Genomic DNA, 16,009 nt, shown 5'->3' with positions numbered 1-16,009 from the left:
GTCATGCGGAACGGGATGCACACCGACAGGGAGCGCTGCGTACGCGCCGTCCGGTCCAAGGACGCGCGCTTCGACGGCTGGTTCTACACAGCCGTCCTGACGACCGGGATCTACTGCCGTCCGAGCTGCCCGGTGGTACCGCCCAAGCCGGAGAACATGGTCTTCCACCCCAGCGCGGCGGCCTGCCAGCAGGCCGGGTTCCGGGCCTGCAAGCGGTGCCGGCCCGACACCAGCCCCGGCTCCCCGGAGTGGAACCAGCGCGCCGACCTCGTCGCCCGCGCCATGCGGCTGATGGCCGACGGCGTCGTGGACCGCGAGGGCGTGCCCGGCCTCGCCGCCCGGCTCGGCTACAGCACCCGGCAGGTCGAGCGCCAGCTCCTCGCGGAACTCGGCGCGGGCCCGCTCGCGCTCGCCCGTGCCCAGCGCGCGCAGACGGCCCGGCTGCTGATCGAGACGACCACGCTGCCGATGGCGGAGATCGCCTTCGCGGCCGGATTCGCCTCCATCCGCGCGTTCAACGACACCGTGCGCGAGGTGTTCGCGCTGGCCCCGGGCGAACTGCGCGCCCGCGCCCCCAAGCGGGCGACGGGCGGCACGACGGCCGCCGCGGCCGGCGGCGGCGCCCCCGGCGCGCTGACCCTGCGGCTGCCGTTCAGGGCGCCGCTCAACCCCGACAACCTCTTCGGCCACCTCGCCGCGACCGCCGTGCCCGGGGTGGAGGAGTGGCGCGACGGGGCCTACCGGCGCACGCTGCGGCTCCCGTACGGGCACGGCATCGTCGCCCTGAGCCCGCGGCCCGACCACATCGCCTGCCGTCTCACCCTCGGCGACCCGCGCGACCTGACCGTCGCCATCAGCCGGTGCCGCCGCCTCCTCGACCTGGACGCCGACCCCGTCGCCGTCGACGAGGAACTGCGCGCCGACCCCGTCCTCGCGCCGCTGGTCGACAAGGCGCCCGGACGCCGGGTGCCGCGCACCGTCGACGAGGCGGAGTTCGCCGTCCGGGCCGTGCTCGGGCAGCAGGTCTCGACGGCCGCCGCGCGCACGCACGCCGCCCGCCTGGTCGCCGCGCACGGCGAGCCGGTCGAGGACCCGGACGGCGGGCTCACCCACCTGTTCCCGGCACCGGCCGCGCTCGCGGAGGCGGACCCCGAGTCCCTCGCGATGCCGCGCACCCGCCGGGCCACCTTCACCACACTGGTACGGCGGCTGGCGGACGGCGAGCTGACCCTGGGCGTGGAGAGCGACTGGGAGCAGACCCGCGCCCGGATCCTCGCCCTGCCCGGCATCGGACCGTGGACCGCCGACGTCATCGCCATGCGGGCCCTCGGCGACCCCGACGCGTTCCTGCCCACCGACCTCGGAATCCGGCGCGCGGCAAAGGAGTTGGGCCTCCCGTCCACCCCCGCCGCACTGACCGCCCGCGCGGCGGCGTGGCGGCCCTGGCGGGCCTACGCCGTCCAGTACCTGTGGGCGACCGACAGTCACCCGATCAACTTCCTCCCCGCACAAGGAGTTTCCTCGTGAAGAAGCACACCGAGATCGAGAGCCCGTACGGCCTGCTCACCCTGGTCGCCGACGACGGCGTCCTGTGCGGCCTTTACATGACCGACCATCGCCACCGCCCGGCGCTGGAGACGTTCGGACCGCGCGACGACCGGCCGTTCGGGGAGGCGATGGACCAGCTGAGTGCCTACTTCGCGGGGGAGTTGAAGGAGTTCGACCTCGAACTGCGCATGCCGGGCACGCCCTTCCAGCGCAGCGTCTGGGAGCAACTGCGCCTGATCCCCTACGGGGAGACCCGCTCGTACGGCGAACTCGCCCTGGCTCTCGGCAATCGCGGAGCCTCGCGGGCCGTGGGCCTCGCCAACGGCCGCAACCCGATCAGCATCATCGTGCCCTGCCACCGCGTCATCGGGTCGAGCGGCAGCATGACGGGCTACGGCGGCGGCCTGGAACGCAAGCAGCGGCTGCTGGACTTCGAGCGGGGGGCGGCCCTGTTCTAGGCAGTGCGTTCCAGGCACGGCCGTCACCTCCCGTCCGCCGCCCGTGCGGGGGCCGACGGGGTCCGGGCGCGCCGGACCCGTCGGCACGGGCGCTGCCGGGCGGCTCAGCCCACCCGGCGCCCGTTCTCCAGCTCCGCCGTGCCGGCCCCCGCCTCCAGGACGTCGAGCGCGGCCAGCACGCGGTGGCACAGGACGTCCGGCAGGAAGCCGGCGAGGTCCTCGCGGGCGACGAAGCGCCAGGACAGCAGCTCCTCCTCCTGGAGCCGGATCACCTTGACGTCGGCCTCCGGCAGCACCCCGCCGTCGTACAGATAGGCCACGAGCGGCGGGCGGCCGTCGCCCCGCACCCAGTCCACGGCGAGCAGCCGGCCGAGATCGCGGTCGAGGCCGATCTCCTCGGCGGTCTCGCGCCGGGCACCTTCGCGCGGGCCCTCGCCGTCGTCCGATTCGATCGTGCCGCCCGGAAGCCCCCATCCCTCACGGTAGTTGGGCTCGACGAGCAGGACGCGTCCGGTGGTGTCGCGGAACAGCGCGGCTGCCCCGGCGAGGACGCGGGGCAGGCCCGCGAGATACGTGGCGAAGTCGGTCGTGGTCATCGGCGAAGCGTACCGAGCGGCCCGCGCCGGCGGGGGTCTCCGGCGGCTGCGTCAGGTTCCCGCCCTGGACAGCACGCACAGCGCGCCGTCGTCGGGATCGCCGAGGTGCTGCCACAGCACGGGACGTTCCGCCGTGCCCCGCGCCTCGTACACGGTCCACACGCCGCCCGGCGCGAACCCGACCTGCACCCGCGTCACCGGGACGTCCGCGTTCGTGCCGGACGCGGACCACGTGCCCGCGCCGGGCGCGGGGGAGAGGGCGTCGGTCAGGCCGGGACCGGAGAAGTCGCCGCACGTGCCGTCGGAGGCGAACGTCCCGTCGGCCCGCAGCACCAGCCGCCCGCCGTCCTCGTCCCGCCAGGTCCCGGTGAACGCCCCGGAGGGCAGGACGAGCGGTCTGCCGTCCGGCACCGGCGGCTCGCCGAACGCCATGCCCGGCATCAGGAGCAGCACCGCCCCGCCGACCACCACGACGGGCACGAGCACCAGTGCGGCGGCGCCGAGCGCCCCGCACAGCAGGTACCGGCGCCCGCCGGACGGCCGCCGCCGTCGCGGGTGCCCCGGACCCGTCGGCCGCGCCCCCCCGCGGGGCCGCCCCCGCCTCCCCCGTGCCACGCCACGTCGTCCCCCTCGCCCCGTCCCGGCTCCGTGCCGCGACCGCGGCGGCACCCCGGCGTCCGCGCGACCGTGGACGCGCGCACATCATGGCGCCCGCCGGGGCATGACGTCCCCCCGGCTCCCCGGTTAAGGTCGCAGCGGCGCGACTGCCCCGGGTGCCGTGAGCACGCGGGGCGTGAGAGCGAGGGGAATGCGAACGTGGCTGACACAGCGGTGGACGGCGTGGGGGGCGGTGCCCGGCGGGTGCTCGTGGCCGCCGACAAGTTCAAGGGGTCGCTGACGGCGGCCCAGGTCGCGCGGTGCGTGACGGAGGGGCTGCGCCGGGTCGTCCCGGGTGCGGACGTGGAGACGCTGCCCGTGGCGGACGGGGGTGACGGCACCGTCGACGCGGCGGTCGCCGCCGGGTTCGAGCGCCGTGAGGTCCGGGTGGCCGGACCGCTGGGCGACGAGGTCACCGCCGCGTTCGCGGTGCGCGGCGACACGGCCGTGGTGGAGATGGCCGAGGCCAGCGGGCTGCAACGGCTGCCCGCCGGTGTCCTCGCCCCGCTGACCGCGTCCACGTACGGCTCCGGGGAGCTGCTGCGCGCGGCACTGGACGCGGGCGCGCGGACCGTCGTGTTCGGCGTGGGCGGCAGCGCCACCACGGACGGGGGTGCCGGCATGCTGACCGCGCTCGGGGCCCGCTTCCTCGACGCCGCGGGCGAGCCGGTGGCGCCGGGCGGCGGCGGACTCGCCGCGCTCGCCGCGGCCGACCTGTCGGGCCTCGACCCGCGCCTGCTCGACGTCGAGCTGGTCCTCGCCAGCGACGTCGACAACCCGCTGACCGGGCCCACCGGGGCGCCCGCGGTGTACGGCCCGCAGAAGGGCGCGACCCCGGACGACGTGGCGGCCCTGGACGCCGCCCTCGCGCACTACGCGACGGTGGTGGCGGAGTCGGCCGCGGCCAGTGCCGCGGGTCACGCGGAGTACGCGCAGGCGCCCGGGGCGGGCGCGGCCGGCGGCATCGGATACGGGGCGCTGCTGCTGGGCGCGCAGTTCCGGCCGGGTATCGACGTCATGCTCGACGTGCTGGGCTTCGCCGCCGCCCTGGACCGCGCCGACCTGGTGATCACGGGCGAGGGCTCGCTCGACGCGCAGACCCTGCACGGCAAGGCCCCGGCCGGGGTCGCGGCGGCGGCGCGTGCGGCGGGCCGGGAGGTCGTCGCGGTGTGCGGGCGCCTCGCGCTGTCCGAGACGGAGCTGAAGGGGGCGGGCATCGCCCGTGCCTACCCGCTCACCGACGCGGAGCCCGACCTCGCGCGGTGCCTCGCGGAGGCGGGGCCGATCCTGGAACGGGTCGCCGAGCGGGTCGCGCGGGACTTCCTGGTCTGAGAGGCCGCCCGCCGCGCATGCCGAAGGGCCCCGAACCGCGACGGCGGTTCGGGGCCCTTCGGCATGCGCGGCGGATCGGCTACGGAAGCTGGGCCCGTGCCTCACGCCGGTTGTCGCGGAAGTTGTTCACCCGGCGGGCCGTGGCGAACAGCGGGATGACCGCGCCCATGACGAGCTGGAGGGCGCACCCGGTCTGGAGCAGCAGCTGGCCGCTGGGAGCGTCGAACGCCCACGCCGCCAGCAGGCCCATCGAGAGCACGATCCACGAGAGCATCGCGCCCGCGAGGCGGCCCCGCGGCTTCGGGTACTCGACCCGGCTCACCATCAGCCAGGCGGTGCCCAGGATCGCGAGCAGGGTCGCCACGAAGGGCAGCTCCAGCAGCACGATCGAGACCACGGTGAGCGCGCCGAACGGCGAGGGCATGCCCTGGAACATGCCGTCCTTGAGCGTCACGCACGAGAAACGGGCCAGCCGCAGCACCACGGCCAGCAGCACCACGATCGCGCCGAGCGCCGCCATTCTCTGGTGCGCGTCGTCGGCGACCATCCCGTACACGAGGACGAAGTACGCGGGTGCCAGACCGAAGCTGATCAGGTCGGACAGGTTGTCCAGTTCCGCGCCCATGGGCGAGGAACGCAGCTTGCGGGCCACCAGGCCGTCGCAGAGGTCGAAGACCGCCGCGCACAGCATGAGGATGACCGCGGTCGCCGCGCTGTGCCGGGCCATGCCCGACTCCTGGCTGCCGGTGAGGTGCGGGATCAGGATGCCGGTGGTGGTGAAGTACACCGCCATGAAGCCGCACGTGGCGTTGCCCAGGGTGAGGGTGTCCGCTATTGAGAGGCGAAGGGAGAGGGGCATCTCCTCTTCGTCGTCCTCCAGCACGTCGGCCTCGGGCACCCAGCCCGCCTGCGTCTCTGGGTCAATCACGGTCAATGCGAGTCACCCCAGCCGTTGTCTTCTGGCCGACCTCCACCGCGACCTCGACACCCGCGGGGAGGTAGAGGTCGACGCGCGAACCGAAGCGGATCAGTCCGATCCGCTCGCCCTGCTCGACCTTGGTGCCCTGCGGGAGGTAGGGGACGATGCGGCGGGCGACCGCGCCGGCGATCTGGATCATCTCGATGTCACCGAGCTCGGTGTCGAAGTGCCAGACGACGCGTTCGTTGTTCTCGCTCTCCTTGTTGAACGCCGGCACGAATCCGCCGGGAACGTGCTCGACGGACGTCACGGTGCCGGCGAGCGGAGCGCGGTTGACGTGGACGTTCAGCGGGCTCATGAAGATCGCGACGCGGGTGCGGCCGTCCTTCCACGGCATGATGCTCTGCACCACACCGTCGGCGGGCGAGATCACCCGGCCCCGGGTGATCTCGCGCTCCGGGTCACGGAAGAACCAGAGCATCCCCGCCGCGAGTGCGGTGGCGGGGACGGCGACGGCCTTGGCGGCACCCGAGCGGCGGGCGCGGACCAGGCTGAGCGCCGCGGTGGCGACGGTCGGAAGGAGCCACGGCGATGCTCCGCGCGCGAGGCGTACGCCGGCGAGGCTGTCTCGTGGTGCAGAGGTTTGGCTGTGGGGCATGGATGACCTTCGTAGCGGTTTATGCCGCGCTGCAACGGGGGACGGCGGCTTTCCCGCGATCGTAGCGGCTATGGGCCACAACTGGGTAAGCCAGGAAGCTGAGTCGGCGGCCGGTAACCGTCCATCGGGTGTGATCTTGTTCTCGAACAAATCGCCACCAATACGGACAACTAGCCCTGCAGGCGGTACTCCTCCAGCAGGCGGCGCCCGATGATCATTTTCTGGATCTCGGCGGTACCTTCACCGATGAGGAGCATCGGGGCCTCCCGGTAGAGGCGCTCGATCTCGTACTCCTTGGAGAAGCCGTAGCCGCCGTGGATGCGGAACGCGTCCTCCACGACCTCCTTGCAGTATTCGGAGGCGAGGTACTTCGCCATCCCCGCTTCCAGGTCGTTTCGTTCCCCGGAGTCCTTTTTGCGTGCGGCGTTGACCATCATCGCATGGGCCGCCTCGACCTTCGTCGCCATCTCGGCGAGCTTGAACTGGATCGCCTGGTGCTGGGCGATCTGCTTGCCGAAGGTGTGCCGCTGCTGTGCGTAGCCGATGCCGAGTTCGAAGGCACGCTGAGCGACGCCGCAGCCACGGGCCGCCACATTGACCCGGCCCACCTCGACGCCGTCCATCATTTGGTAAAAACCTCGCCCGGTGGTCCCGCCGAGCACGCGATCGGCCGGTACGCGCAGCCCGTCCATGATCAACTCGGTGGTGTCGACGCCCTTGTAGCCCATCTTGTCGATCTTGCCGGGGATGGTCAGCCCGGGGCGCACCTCACCGAAACCCGGCTCCTTCTCGACCAGGAACGTCGTCATCGACCTGTGCGGCGCGGTGCCCTCCGGGTGCCCCTCGTCGGTGCGCACCAGGACCGCGACGAGCGAGGAGGTCCCGCCGTTCGTGAGCCACATCTTCTGCCCGTCGAGCACGAACTCGTCGCCGTCGCGCACCGCCTTCGACGAGATCGCCGAGACGTCGGAACCGAGCGCCGGCTCCGACATCGAGAAGGCGCCCCGGACGTCGCCCGCCGCCATCCGCGGCAGGAAGTGCTCCCGCTGCTCCTGCGTGCCGTGCTGCTTGAGCATGTAGGCCACGATGAAGTGGGTGTTGATGATGCCGGACACCGACATCCACCCGCGGGCGATCTCCTCGACGCACAGCGCGTACGTCAGCAGGGACTCGCCGAGACCGCCGTACTCCTCGGGGATCATCAGGCCGAACAGGCCCAACTCCCGCAGCCCGTCGACGATCTGCTGCGGATACTCGTCGCGGTGCTCCAGCTCGGTGGCGACCGGGATGATCTCCTTGTCCACGAAGTCGCGGACGGTGGACAGGATTTCCTGCTGGACGTCGGTGAGACCCGCGGTCCGGGCGAGGCGCGCCATGGCTACTTCTCCTGCTCACGCTGGGAACTGTCCAGCGGCTCGGGACGGCCGGGCTGCTCCCCGCCGCGTTCCTTGATGTACGTCTCGGTCGGGACCATCACCTTGCGGCGGAACACGCAGACCAGCGTGCCGTCCTGCTTGATGCCCCGGGTCTCCACGTGCACGATGCCGCGGTCGTCCTTCGACTTGGAGGGCCGCTTGTCGAGCACGGTCGTCTCGCCGTAGATGGTGTCGCCGTGGAAGGTCGGCGCCACGTGCCGCAGCGACTCGATCTCCAGGTTGGCGATCGCCTTGCCGGACACGTCGGGCACCGACATGCCGAGCAGCAGCGAGTACACGTAGTTGCCGACCACCACGTTCTTGCCGAAGTCCGTTGTCTTCTCGGCGTAGTTGGAGTCGAGGTGCAGCGGGTGGTGGTTCATGGTGAGCAGGCAGAACAGGTGGTCGTCGTACTCGGTGACCGTCTTGCCGGGCCAGTGCTTGTACACCGCGCCGACCTCGAACTCCTCGTAGGTGCGCCCGAACTGCATGCTCACGCCTCCGGAATCTCGAACGTGCTGGTGCGCCGCATGCCCGCCGCGCGCCCCTTGCCGGAGACCACCAGCGCCATCTTGCGGCTGGCCTCGTCGATCATCTCGTCGCCGAGCATCGCCGAGCCCTTCTTGCCGCCGGCCTCCGACGTGCAGTACTCGTACGCGTCGAGGATCAACTCGGCGTGGTCGTAGTCCTCCTGGGACGGGGAGAACACCTCGTTGGCCGCGTCGACCTGGCCGGGGTGCAGCACCCACTTGCCGTCGAAGCCGAGGGCCGCGGCGCGTCCGGCGACCTCGCGGAAGCCGTCGACGTTGCGGATCTGGAGGTAGGGGCCGTCGATCGCCTGGAGGTCGTTGGCGCGGGCCGCCATGAGGATCTTCATGAGGATGTAGTGGTAGGCGTCCGCGCCGTAGCCGGGCGGCTGTTCGCCGACCACCAGGGTCTTCATGTTGATCGACGCCATGAAGTCGGCCGGGCCGAAGATGATCGTCTCCGTGCGGGGCGAGGCCTCCGCGATCGCGTTGACGTTGTTCAGGCCGCGCGCGTTCTCGATCTGCGCCTCGATGCCGATGCGGCCGACCTCGAAGCCCATCGTCTTCTCGATCTGCGTCAGCAGCAGGTCGAGCGCGACCACCTGCTGGGCGTCCTGCACCTTCGGCAGCATGATGCAGTCGAGGTTCGGGCCCGCGCCCTCGACGACCGTCACCACGTCGCGGTAGGTCCACTCGGTGGTCCAGTCGTTGACGCGCACCACCCGCGTCTTGCCCGTCCAGTCGCCCTCGTTGAGGAACTTGACGATGGTGTGCCGCGCCTCCGGCTTGGCGAGCGGCGCGCAGGCGTCCTCCAGGTCCAGGAACACCTGGTCGGCGGGCAGCCCCTGGGCCTTCTCCAGGAAGCGCGGGTTGCTGCCGGGCACCGCGAGGCAGGACCGCCTCGGGCGCAGCCGGTCGGCGGCGGGGGAGTCCGCGGCGGGGGCGGTACGGGCGGTCATGCGGGGACCTCCAGGGGGTCGAGCTTGTTCGCTGTACGGATCTCGTCGACGATACGGCCGATGATCACGGTGATGTCGAAGTCCCGCGGGGTGAACACGGCGGCCACCCCGGCGGCCTTGAGCAGTTCGGCGTCGCCGTTCGGGATGATCCCGCCGACGATCACCGGGATGTCGGCGGCGCCGGCCTCCCGCAGCCGGTCCAGCACGTCCGGCACCAGCCGGGCGTGCGAGCCGGAGAGGACGGACAGGCCCACCGCGTGCACGTCCTCGGCCAGGGCCGCGTCCACGATCTGCTCCGGGGTGAGCCGGATGCCCTGGTAGACCACCTCGAACCCGGCGTCGCGGGCCCGCACGGCGATCTGCTCCGCCCCGTTGGAGTGCCCGTCCAGGCCGGGCTTGCCGACCAGGAAGCGCAGCCTCCCGACCCCGAGGTCGGCGGCCGTGACCTCCACCCGGCGCCGCACCGCGGCCAGTTGGCCGCCCTCCTCGGCGGCCACCGCGACCGGCGCGGACGACACCCCGGTCGGCGCGCGGAACTCGCCGAACACCTCGCGCAGCGCGCCCGCCCACTCGCCGGTGGTCGCTCCCGCCCGCGCGCAGGCGAGGGTGGCCTCCATCAGGTTGCCGGTGCCGCGCGCGGCCTCCTTGAGCCGCTCCAGCGCCTTGCAGGGCCGGTCGTGGTTGAACGGCGGCTGGTAGCGGCTGTCGCGCCAGGCGCCGAGCGCCTCGACCACCCGCTCCTCCACCGCCGGGTCGACGGTCTGGATCGCGGTGTCGAGGTCAGCGGTGAGCGGGTTCGGCTCGGTCGTCTCGTAGACGTTGACGCCCACGATCTTCTCCTGGCCGGACTCGATCCGGGCGCGCCGTTCGGCGTGCGAGGAGACCAGCCGGGACTTGAGGTAGCCCGACTCGACGGCGGCCATCGCGCCGCCCATCTCCTCGATGCGCCCCATCTCGGCGAAGGACTCCTCGACCAGGGCCGCGACCTTCGCCTCGATCACGTGCGAGCCCTCGAAGATGTCCTCGTACTCCAACAGGTCGCTCTCGTGCGCCAGTACCTGCTGGATGCGCAGCGACCACTGCTGGTCCCAGGGTCGTGGCAGCCCCAACGCCTCGTTCCAGGCCGGGAGTTGGACGGCGCGGGCGCGGGCGTCCTTGGACAGCGTGACGGCGAGCATCTCCAGCACGATGCGCTGGACGTTGTTCTCCGGCTGCGCCTCGGTCAGGCCGAGGGAGTTGACCTGCACGCCGTAGCGGAAGCGCCGCTGACGCGGGTCCTCGATGCCGTAGCGCTCACGGGTGACGCGGTCCCAGATGCGGCCGAACGCGCGCATCTTGCACATCTCCTCGACGAAGCGGACGCCCGCGTTGACGAAGAACGAGATGCGGGCCACCACGTCGCCCATCCGCTCCGCGGGCACCTGCCCGGAGTCCCGTACGGCGTCGAGCACCGCGACGGCGGTCGACATCGCGTACGCGATCTCCTGGACCGGCGTGGCGCCGGCCTCCTGGAGGTGGTAGCTGCAGATGTTGATCGGGTTCCACTTCGGCATGTGCGACACCGTGTACGCGATCATGTCCGTCGTCAGCCGGAGCGAGGGTCCCGGCGGGAACACGTGGGTGCCCCGCGACAGGTACTCCTTGACGATGTCGTTCTGCGTGGTGCCCTGCAACTTCGTGATGTCCGCGCCCTGTTCCTCGGCGACCACCTGGTAGAGCGCCAGCAGCCACATGGCCGTGGCGTTGATGGTCATCGAGGTGTTCATCTGCTCCAGGGGGATGTCCTGGAACAGCCGGCGCATGTCACCGAGGTGGGAGACCGGCACGCCGACCCGGCCCACCTCGCCGCGCGCGAGCACGTGGTCGGGGTCGTAACCGGTCTGCGTCGGCAGGTCGAAGGCGACGGAGAGGCCCGTCTGGCCCTTGGCGAGGTTGCGCCGGTACAGCTCGTTGGACGCCTCGGCCGTGGAGTGGCCGGCGTACGTCCGCATGAGCCACGGCCGGTCCTTCTGCCGTTGCCCGTCCGGGAGTTGACGTTCCGTCATGGCGATCGCCTCAGACGTTCCGGAAGCGGTTGATGGCGTCGACGTGCTTGGCCCGCTTCTCCGGGTCGCGGACCCCGAGACCCTCCTCGGGCGCGAGGCAGAGCACGCCGACCTTGCCCTGGTGGAGGTTGCGGTGCACGTCGTACGCGGCCTGCCCGGTGTCCTCCAGGGAGTAGACCTTGGAGAGCGTGGGGTGGATCTTCCCCTTGGCGACCAGCCGGTTGGCCTCCCATGCCTCGCGGTAGTTGGCGAAGTGCGAGCCGATGATCCGCTTCAGCGACATCCACAGGTAGCGGTTGTCGTACTCGTGCATGTAGCCCGAGGTCGAGGCGCAGGTGGTGATGGTGCCGCCCTTGCGGGTGACGTAGACGCTCGCGCCGAAGGTCTCGCGGCCCGGGTGCTCGAAGACGATGTCGATGTCCTCGCCGCCGGTGAACTCGCGGATGCGCTTGCCGAAGCGCTTCCACTCCTTCGGGTCCTGGGTGTTCTCGTCCTTCCAGAACCGGTAGCCCTCGGCGGTGCGGTCGATGACCGCCTCGGCGCCCATGGACCGGCAGATGTCCGCCTTCTGCTCGCTGGAGACGACGCAGATGGGATGGGCGCCGCCGGCCAGCGCGAACTGCGTGGCGTAGGAGCCGAGTCCGCCGCTCGCGCCCCAGATCAGGACGTTGTCGCCCTGCTTCATGCCGGCACCGTTGCGGGAGACCAGCTGGCGGTACGCCGTGGAGTTGACGAGGCCCGGGGCCGCCGCCTCCTCCCAGCTCAGGTGGTCCGGCTTCGGCATCAGCTGGTTGGACTTGACGAGCGCGATCTCCGCGAGCCCGCCGAAGTTGGTCTCGAAGCCCCAGATGCGCTGCTCGGGGTCGAGCATCGTGTCGTTGTGCCCGTCGGAGCTCTCCAGCTCGACGGACAGGCAGTGCGCGACGACCTCGTCGCCGGGCTTCCAGGCGTTGACGCCCGGTCCGGTCCGCAGGACGACGCCCGCGAGGTCGGAGCCGATGACGTGGTACGGCAGGTCGTGGCGTGCGGTCAGCTCGGAGAGCCGCCCGTAGCGCTCCAGGAAACCGAACGTGGACATCGGCTCGAAGATCGACGTCCACACCGAGTTGTAGTTCACGGACGAGGCCATGACGGCCACCAGGGCCTCGCCCGGCCCCAGTTCGGGCACGGGAACCTCGTCGAGGTGGATCGACTTGCGCGGGTCCTTGTCGCGGGTGGCGAGGCCGGAGAACATCTCCGTCTCGTCCTTGTGCACGGTGATCGCGCGGTACGACTCGGGCAGCGGCAGGGCGGCGAAGTCGGCCGGCGTCGATTCCGGCGACTGGATCGCGGCCAGGATGTCCTTCACGGTCACGGTGTTGCCTCCGGCGTCGAGCGTCCTCGGGGACGCTGAGGGGTGCGTCGGTGCGGGTGAGGGTGGGTGTGGGTGCCGTCGGTCCGGCGGGTGGTGCTGGCGGGCGCTTTGTGGCGCGGAGGGTGCCTGTGACGCAGGCGTCCGGGCGCGCGGGCCGGGGTACCTCCGGGCGGACCCGGGGGAGGCTTGCGGGGACAGCCGGAGAACCCCTGGTGCGGGGATGCTCCGGCCGCCCGGACTCCTTCAACGTATGGCACGGCGTGTCACCCCGCAAGGCACTGGGTGCCAGAAATTGTTCTCAGATGAAATCTTTACGTAACAAATGAGCGATGATCGATCAAAGGCTACTGCCGAGTAGATCCGCAGCCGCGGAGGCTGGATTCCCGGTGTGGCGGGCATGCGGGGCGTCCGGGCCGGGGCGCCCGCGTGCCGGGCACGACGAAGCGGGCGGGTACGGCACTCAGTGCCGTACCCGCCCGCTTCGTCGTCCGTCCGCCCGGCCCCGTGGGCCTACGAGCGCTCCTTCAGGGCCTGCTCGATGGTCCGCATGACCTCGTCGAGCGGCGCGTCCGTCCGTGCCACGGTCACCAGGACCTCGCCCTGCGCGCTCACCGCGGCCGGCACCGCACGGGTCTCCGGCTCCCGGCCGACCCCGATCCCGGTGCCGAACGTCCGCCGCACGATGGCGAAGGCGTGGTCGAGCTGCGCCTCCACGTCGCCCTGGCCGTCCGCCCGCAGCCAGCGCCGCAGTACGTGGTTGTGCGCGGTGACGACCGCCGACGCGGCGACCTCGGCGAGCAGCGGGTCGTCGTTGGCGTCGTCGTCGTGCGCGTGCTCGTCGAAGTGGCCCAGCAGATAGCGCGTGAAGAGCCGTTCGTACCGGGCCACGGAGGCGATCTCCGCCTCCCGCAGCGTCGGCACCTCACGCGTCAGCCGGTAGCGGGCGACCGAGATCTCCGGATGCGCCGCGTACATCTTCATGACTTCCTTGATGCCCCGGCACACCGTGTCCAGCGGGTGTTCGTGCGCCGGCGCCGCCTTCAGCACCGCCTCCGCCCGCACCAGGGTGTCGTCGTGGTCCGGGAAGATCGCCTCTTCCTTGGAACGGAAGTGCCGGAAGAACGTACGCCGGGCCACCCCGGCCGCCGCGGCGATCTCGTCGACCGTGGTCGCCTCGTACCCCTTGGTCGCGAAGAGTTCCATCGCGGCCGCGGCCAACTCCCGGCGCATCTTGAGGCGCTGGGCGGCCGCGCGGCTGCCCGCGGCACTTTCGGGGGCGTCGGGCGCGGCGGCGGCACGGGAGGACCTGGCGGGCTGGGGCATGACCCGAACGTACTGCATACGTGCGCGGTGGTGCGCACGTCCCCGGGTTCTCCTGCCCTGGTCGGGCGGGGGGAGCGGGCCGGTGCCGGGCGGTGCCGCGGGGTCCGGGTCCGGCCGCGGGCACCCGTCCGGGCCGGAGGACGGGCAGGGGTCCGCCTCCGGCGGCGGGAACAGGACGGGGCCGAGCAGCCCGCCCCAGTCGGTCCGGGCGCGGGCCCGGTCCGTACGGGGGCGGGACTGCTCGTCGGGCCGGTCAGCGGCGGACATGTTCGCGGAAGCCGCGGCCGGTCTTGCGACCGAGGCAGCCCGCGGCGACCAGGTGCTCCAGCAGCGGCGCCGGGGCCAGCCCCGGATCGCGGAACTCCCGGTGCAGCACCTTCTCGATGGCCAGCGAGACGTCCAGACCGACCACGTCCAGCAGTTCGAACGGGCCCATCGGGTAGCCGCCGCCCAGCTTCATCGCGGCGTCGATGTCGTCGAGCGAGGCGTAGTGCTCCTCGACCATCTTCACCGCGTTGTTGAGGTACGGGAACAGCAGCGCGTTCACGATGAAGCCGGCCCGGTCGCCGCAGTCCACGGGGTGCTTGCGGACCTTCGCGCACACCTCGCGGACGGTGGCGTGGACGTCCTCGGCGGTGAGCACCGTGCGCACCACCTCGACCAGCTTCATCGCCGGGGCCGGGTTGAAGAAGTGCATGCCGATCACGTCCTGCGGGCGGGACGTCGCCCGCGCGCACGCGATGACCGGCAGCGAGGACGTCGTCGTCGCGAGGACCGCGCCCGGCCTGCACACCTTGTCCAGCGTCGCGAAGAGCTGCTGCTTGACCTCCAGGTCCTCGGCCACCGCCTCGACGGCGAGGTCGACCTCCGCGAACGCGTCGTAGGAGTCCGCCGGGGTGATCCGGTCGAGCACCTGCGCCGCCGCCTCGGCGGTCAGCCGCCCCCGGTCGACGGAACGGCCCAGCGACGCCCCGATCCTGGCCTTGGCCGCCAGCGCCTTCTCCGCGCTGCGGGCGGCCACCACGACGTCGTACCCGGCCTTCGCGAACACCTCCGCGATCCCGGACGCCATCGTGCCGGACCCCGCGACGCCCACCGAGCGCACCTCGCGGCCGGGGACCGTCCGCGAGCCGGCCGTCGGGGTGAGGGCGTCGCGCACCACCTCGGAGCTGCCCGGCGACTCGTACGTGTAGAAGCCGCGCCCCGCCTTGCGGCCGGTCAGGCCCGCCTCGCTGAGCTGCTTGAGGATCGGCGCCGGGGCGTGCAGCCGGTCGTGGGACTCCGTGTACATGGCGTCCAGGACGGTGCGCGCGGTGTCGACGCCGATCAGGTCCAGCAGGGCGAGCGGACCCATCGGCAGCCCGCAGCCGAGCCGCATGGCCGCGTCGATGTCCTCGCGGGAGGCGTACTTCGCCTCGTACATCGCGGCCGCCTGGTTCAGGTACCCGAACAGCAGTCCGTCGGCGACGAAACCGGGCCGGTCGCCGACCGCCACCGGCTCCTTGCCGAGTTCGAGCGCCAGGTCGGTGACCGCCGCGACGGCCTGCGGCGAGGTCAGCACGCAGGAGACGATCTCGACCAGTCTCATGGCCGGCGCCGGGTTGAAGAAGTGCAGGCCGAGGACGCGTTCGGGACGGGCCGACTCGGCCGCCAGGCGCGTCACGGACAGCGCGTTGGTGCCGGTCGCGAGGATCGCCGAGGGGCGCACGATCCGGTCCAGTTCGCGGAAGACCTCCTGCTTGATCTCGTACGACTCCGGGACCACCTCGATGACGAGGTCGGCGTCGGCCGCGGCGTCCAGGTCGGCGGAGGTGCGCACGCGGGCCAGCAGGTCCGAGCGTTCCCGCTCGGTCAGCCGGCCGCGGTCGACGGCCCGCGAGGTGGACGCCACCAGGGCGGCCACGGACCGCGCGGCCTGCGCCTGGTCGATGTCGATCCCGACGACCGTGTGACCGGCCCTGGCGAGAACCTCGGTGATGCCGGTGCCCATGGTGCCGAGACCCACCACGGCGACGGCGCCGATCGGCGAGGGCGGGGCGGGGGGCGTCTGGGACGGAGGGGTGTGAGGCTGGGGAGCGGCCATCGCGGGACTCCAGGGATGAGGGTGACGACTGGGAGGGCGTCCGGCACGCACGGGGCGTGCCGGACGCCGAGAGGTGTCAGTGGTGCTCGGGTGCACACGAGGGGTTGCTCTGGCGCGGGTGTCTGGCGCGGTGTC

14 protein-coding genes are annotated in these 16,009 nt (G+C 72.1%); 3 read left to right on the top strand and 11 right to left on the bottom strand.

Translation table 11 applies throughout. The features are described 5' to 3' along the window. Positions 1-3: 3 nt before the first annotated feature. Both ACFZA0_RS30395 and ACFZA0_RS30390 read left to right on the top strand, forming a co-directional pair. The gene (locus tag ACFZA0_RS30395; protein WP_391022871.1) at positions 4-1,527 is read left to right on the top strand and encodes an AlkA N-terminal domain-containing protein; all 1,524 of its coding nucleotides are present in this window, start codon (positions 4-6) and stop codon (positions 1,525-1,527) included. Beyond that, entirely contained in the window at positions 1,524-2,006 is a 483-nt protein-coding gene (locus tag ACFZA0_RS30390; RefSeq protein ID WP_391022869.1) for a methylated-DNA--[protein]-cysteine S-methyltransferase, read from the top strand. The genes ACFZA0_RS30395 and ACFZA0_RS30390 overlap by 4 nt, the downstream gene beginning before the upstream one ends. Positions 2,007-2,110: 104 nt before the next feature. Here ACFZA0_RS30390 and ACFZA0_RS30385 read toward each other — a convergent pair whose 3' ends face one another. Further along, positions 2,111-2,602 carry an NUDIX domain-containing protein gene (locus ACFZA0_RS30385; protein WP_391022868.1) on the bottom strand — a complete coding sequence of 164 codons (492 nt, stop codon included), beginning with the start codon at positions 2,600-2,602 and terminating at the stop codon, positions 2,111-2,113. Positions 2,603-2,653: 51 nt separating this feature from the next. Beyond that, positions 2,654-3,082: a hypothetical protein gene (locus tag ACFZA0_RS30380; protein WP_391022866.1), complete on the bottom strand. Its 429-nt coding sequence runs from the start codon at positions 3,080-3,082 to the stop codon at positions 2,654-2,656. A 336-nt stretch (positions 3,083-3,418) separates the two neighbouring features. Between ACFZA0_RS30380 and ACFZA0_RS30375 the strand changes: the two genes are divergently transcribed. Beyond that, positions 3,419-4,591 carry a glycerate kinase gene (locus ACFZA0_RS30375; RefSeq protein ID WP_391022865.1) on the top strand — a complete coding sequence of 391 codons (1,173 nt, stop codon included), beginning with the start codon at positions 3,419-3,421 and terminating at the stop codon, positions 4,589-4,591. Positions 4,592-4,670: 79 nt separating this feature from the next. Here ACFZA0_RS30375 and pssA read toward each other — a convergent pair whose 3' ends face one another. The 9 genes from pssA to ACFZA0_RS30330 all read right to left on the bottom strand — a co-directional run bounded on the left by pssA (position 4,671) and on the right by ACFZA0_RS30330 (position 15,874). Continuing rightward, the gene (gene pssA, locus ACFZA0_RS30370) at positions 4,671-5,489 is read right to left on the bottom strand and encodes a CDP-diacylglycerol--serine O-phosphatidyltransferase (RefSeq protein ID WP_391023199.1); all 819 of its coding nucleotides are present in this window, start codon (positions 5,487-5,489) and stop codon (positions 4,671-4,673) included. Positions 5,490-5,511: 22 nt separating this feature from the next. Further along, the gene (locus tag ACFZA0_RS30365) at positions 5,512-6,168 is read right to left on the bottom strand and encodes a phosphatidylserine decarboxylase (RefSeq protein WP_391022863.1); all 657 of its coding nucleotides are present in this window, start codon (positions 6,166-6,168) and stop codon (positions 5,512-5,514) included. A 170-nt stretch (positions 6,169-6,338) separates the two neighbouring features. Then, positions 6,339-7,544: an acyl-CoA dehydrogenase family protein gene (locus ACFZA0_RS30360; RefSeq protein ID WP_391022862.1), complete on the bottom strand. Its 1,206-nt coding sequence runs from the start codon at positions 7,542-7,544 to the stop codon at positions 6,339-6,341. Positions 7,545-7,546: 2 nt separating this feature from the next. Beyond that, positions 7,547-8,074 (bottom strand): MaoC/PaaZ C-terminal domain-containing protein, encoded by a 528-nt coding sequence (locus tag ACFZA0_RS30355; protein ID WP_391023197.1) that lies wholly within the window; start codon positions 8,072-8,074, stop codon positions 7,547-7,549. A 2-nt stretch (positions 8,075-8,076) separates the two neighbouring features. After that, the gene (locus ACFZA0_RS30350; RefSeq protein WP_391022860.1) at positions 8,077-9,069 is read right to left on the bottom strand and encodes an aldolase/citrate lyase family protein; all 993 of its coding nucleotides are present in this window, start codon (positions 9,067-9,069) and stop codon (positions 8,077-8,079) included. Further along, entirely contained in the window at positions 9,066-11,114 is a 2,049-nt protein-coding gene (locus ACFZA0_RS30345; protein ID WP_391022858.1) for a methylmalonyl-CoA mutase family protein, read from the bottom strand. Before ACFZA0_RS30345 ends, ACFZA0_RS30350 begins: the two co-directional genes overlap by 4 nt. Before the next feature lie 10 nt (positions 11,115-11,124). Beyond that, positions 11,125-12,468: a crotonyl-CoA carboxylase/reductase gene (gene ccrA / locus ACFZA0_RS30340; protein WP_391022856.1), complete on the bottom strand. Its 1,344-nt coding sequence runs from the start codon at positions 12,466-12,468 to the stop codon at positions 11,125-11,127. 510 nt (positions 12,469-12,978) lie between these two features. Further along, on the bottom strand, positions 12,979-13,791 hold the full coding sequence (locus tag ACFZA0_RS30335; RefSeq protein ID WP_391022853.1) for a TetR family transcriptional regulator: 813 nt from the start codon (positions 13,789-13,791) through the stop codon (positions 12,979-12,981). A 253-nt stretch (positions 13,792-14,044) separates the two neighbouring features. Then, complete coding sequence (locus ACFZA0_RS30330) at positions 14,045-15,874, bottom strand: 3-hydroxybutyryl-CoA dehydrogenase (protein WP_391022852.1); 1,830 nt, start codon at positions 15,872-15,874, stop codon at positions 14,045-14,047. Positions 15,875-16,009: the final 135 nt, after the last annotated feature.

Source organism: Streptomyces sp. NPDC008150, assembly GCF_042956945.1.
Classification (GTDB): Bacteria; Actinomycetota; Actinomycetes; order Streptomycetales; family Streptomycetaceae; genus Streptomyces.
Note: the sequence above shows the minus strand (reverse complement) of the source record. Positions and strands in the feature narration are given on the sequence as shown.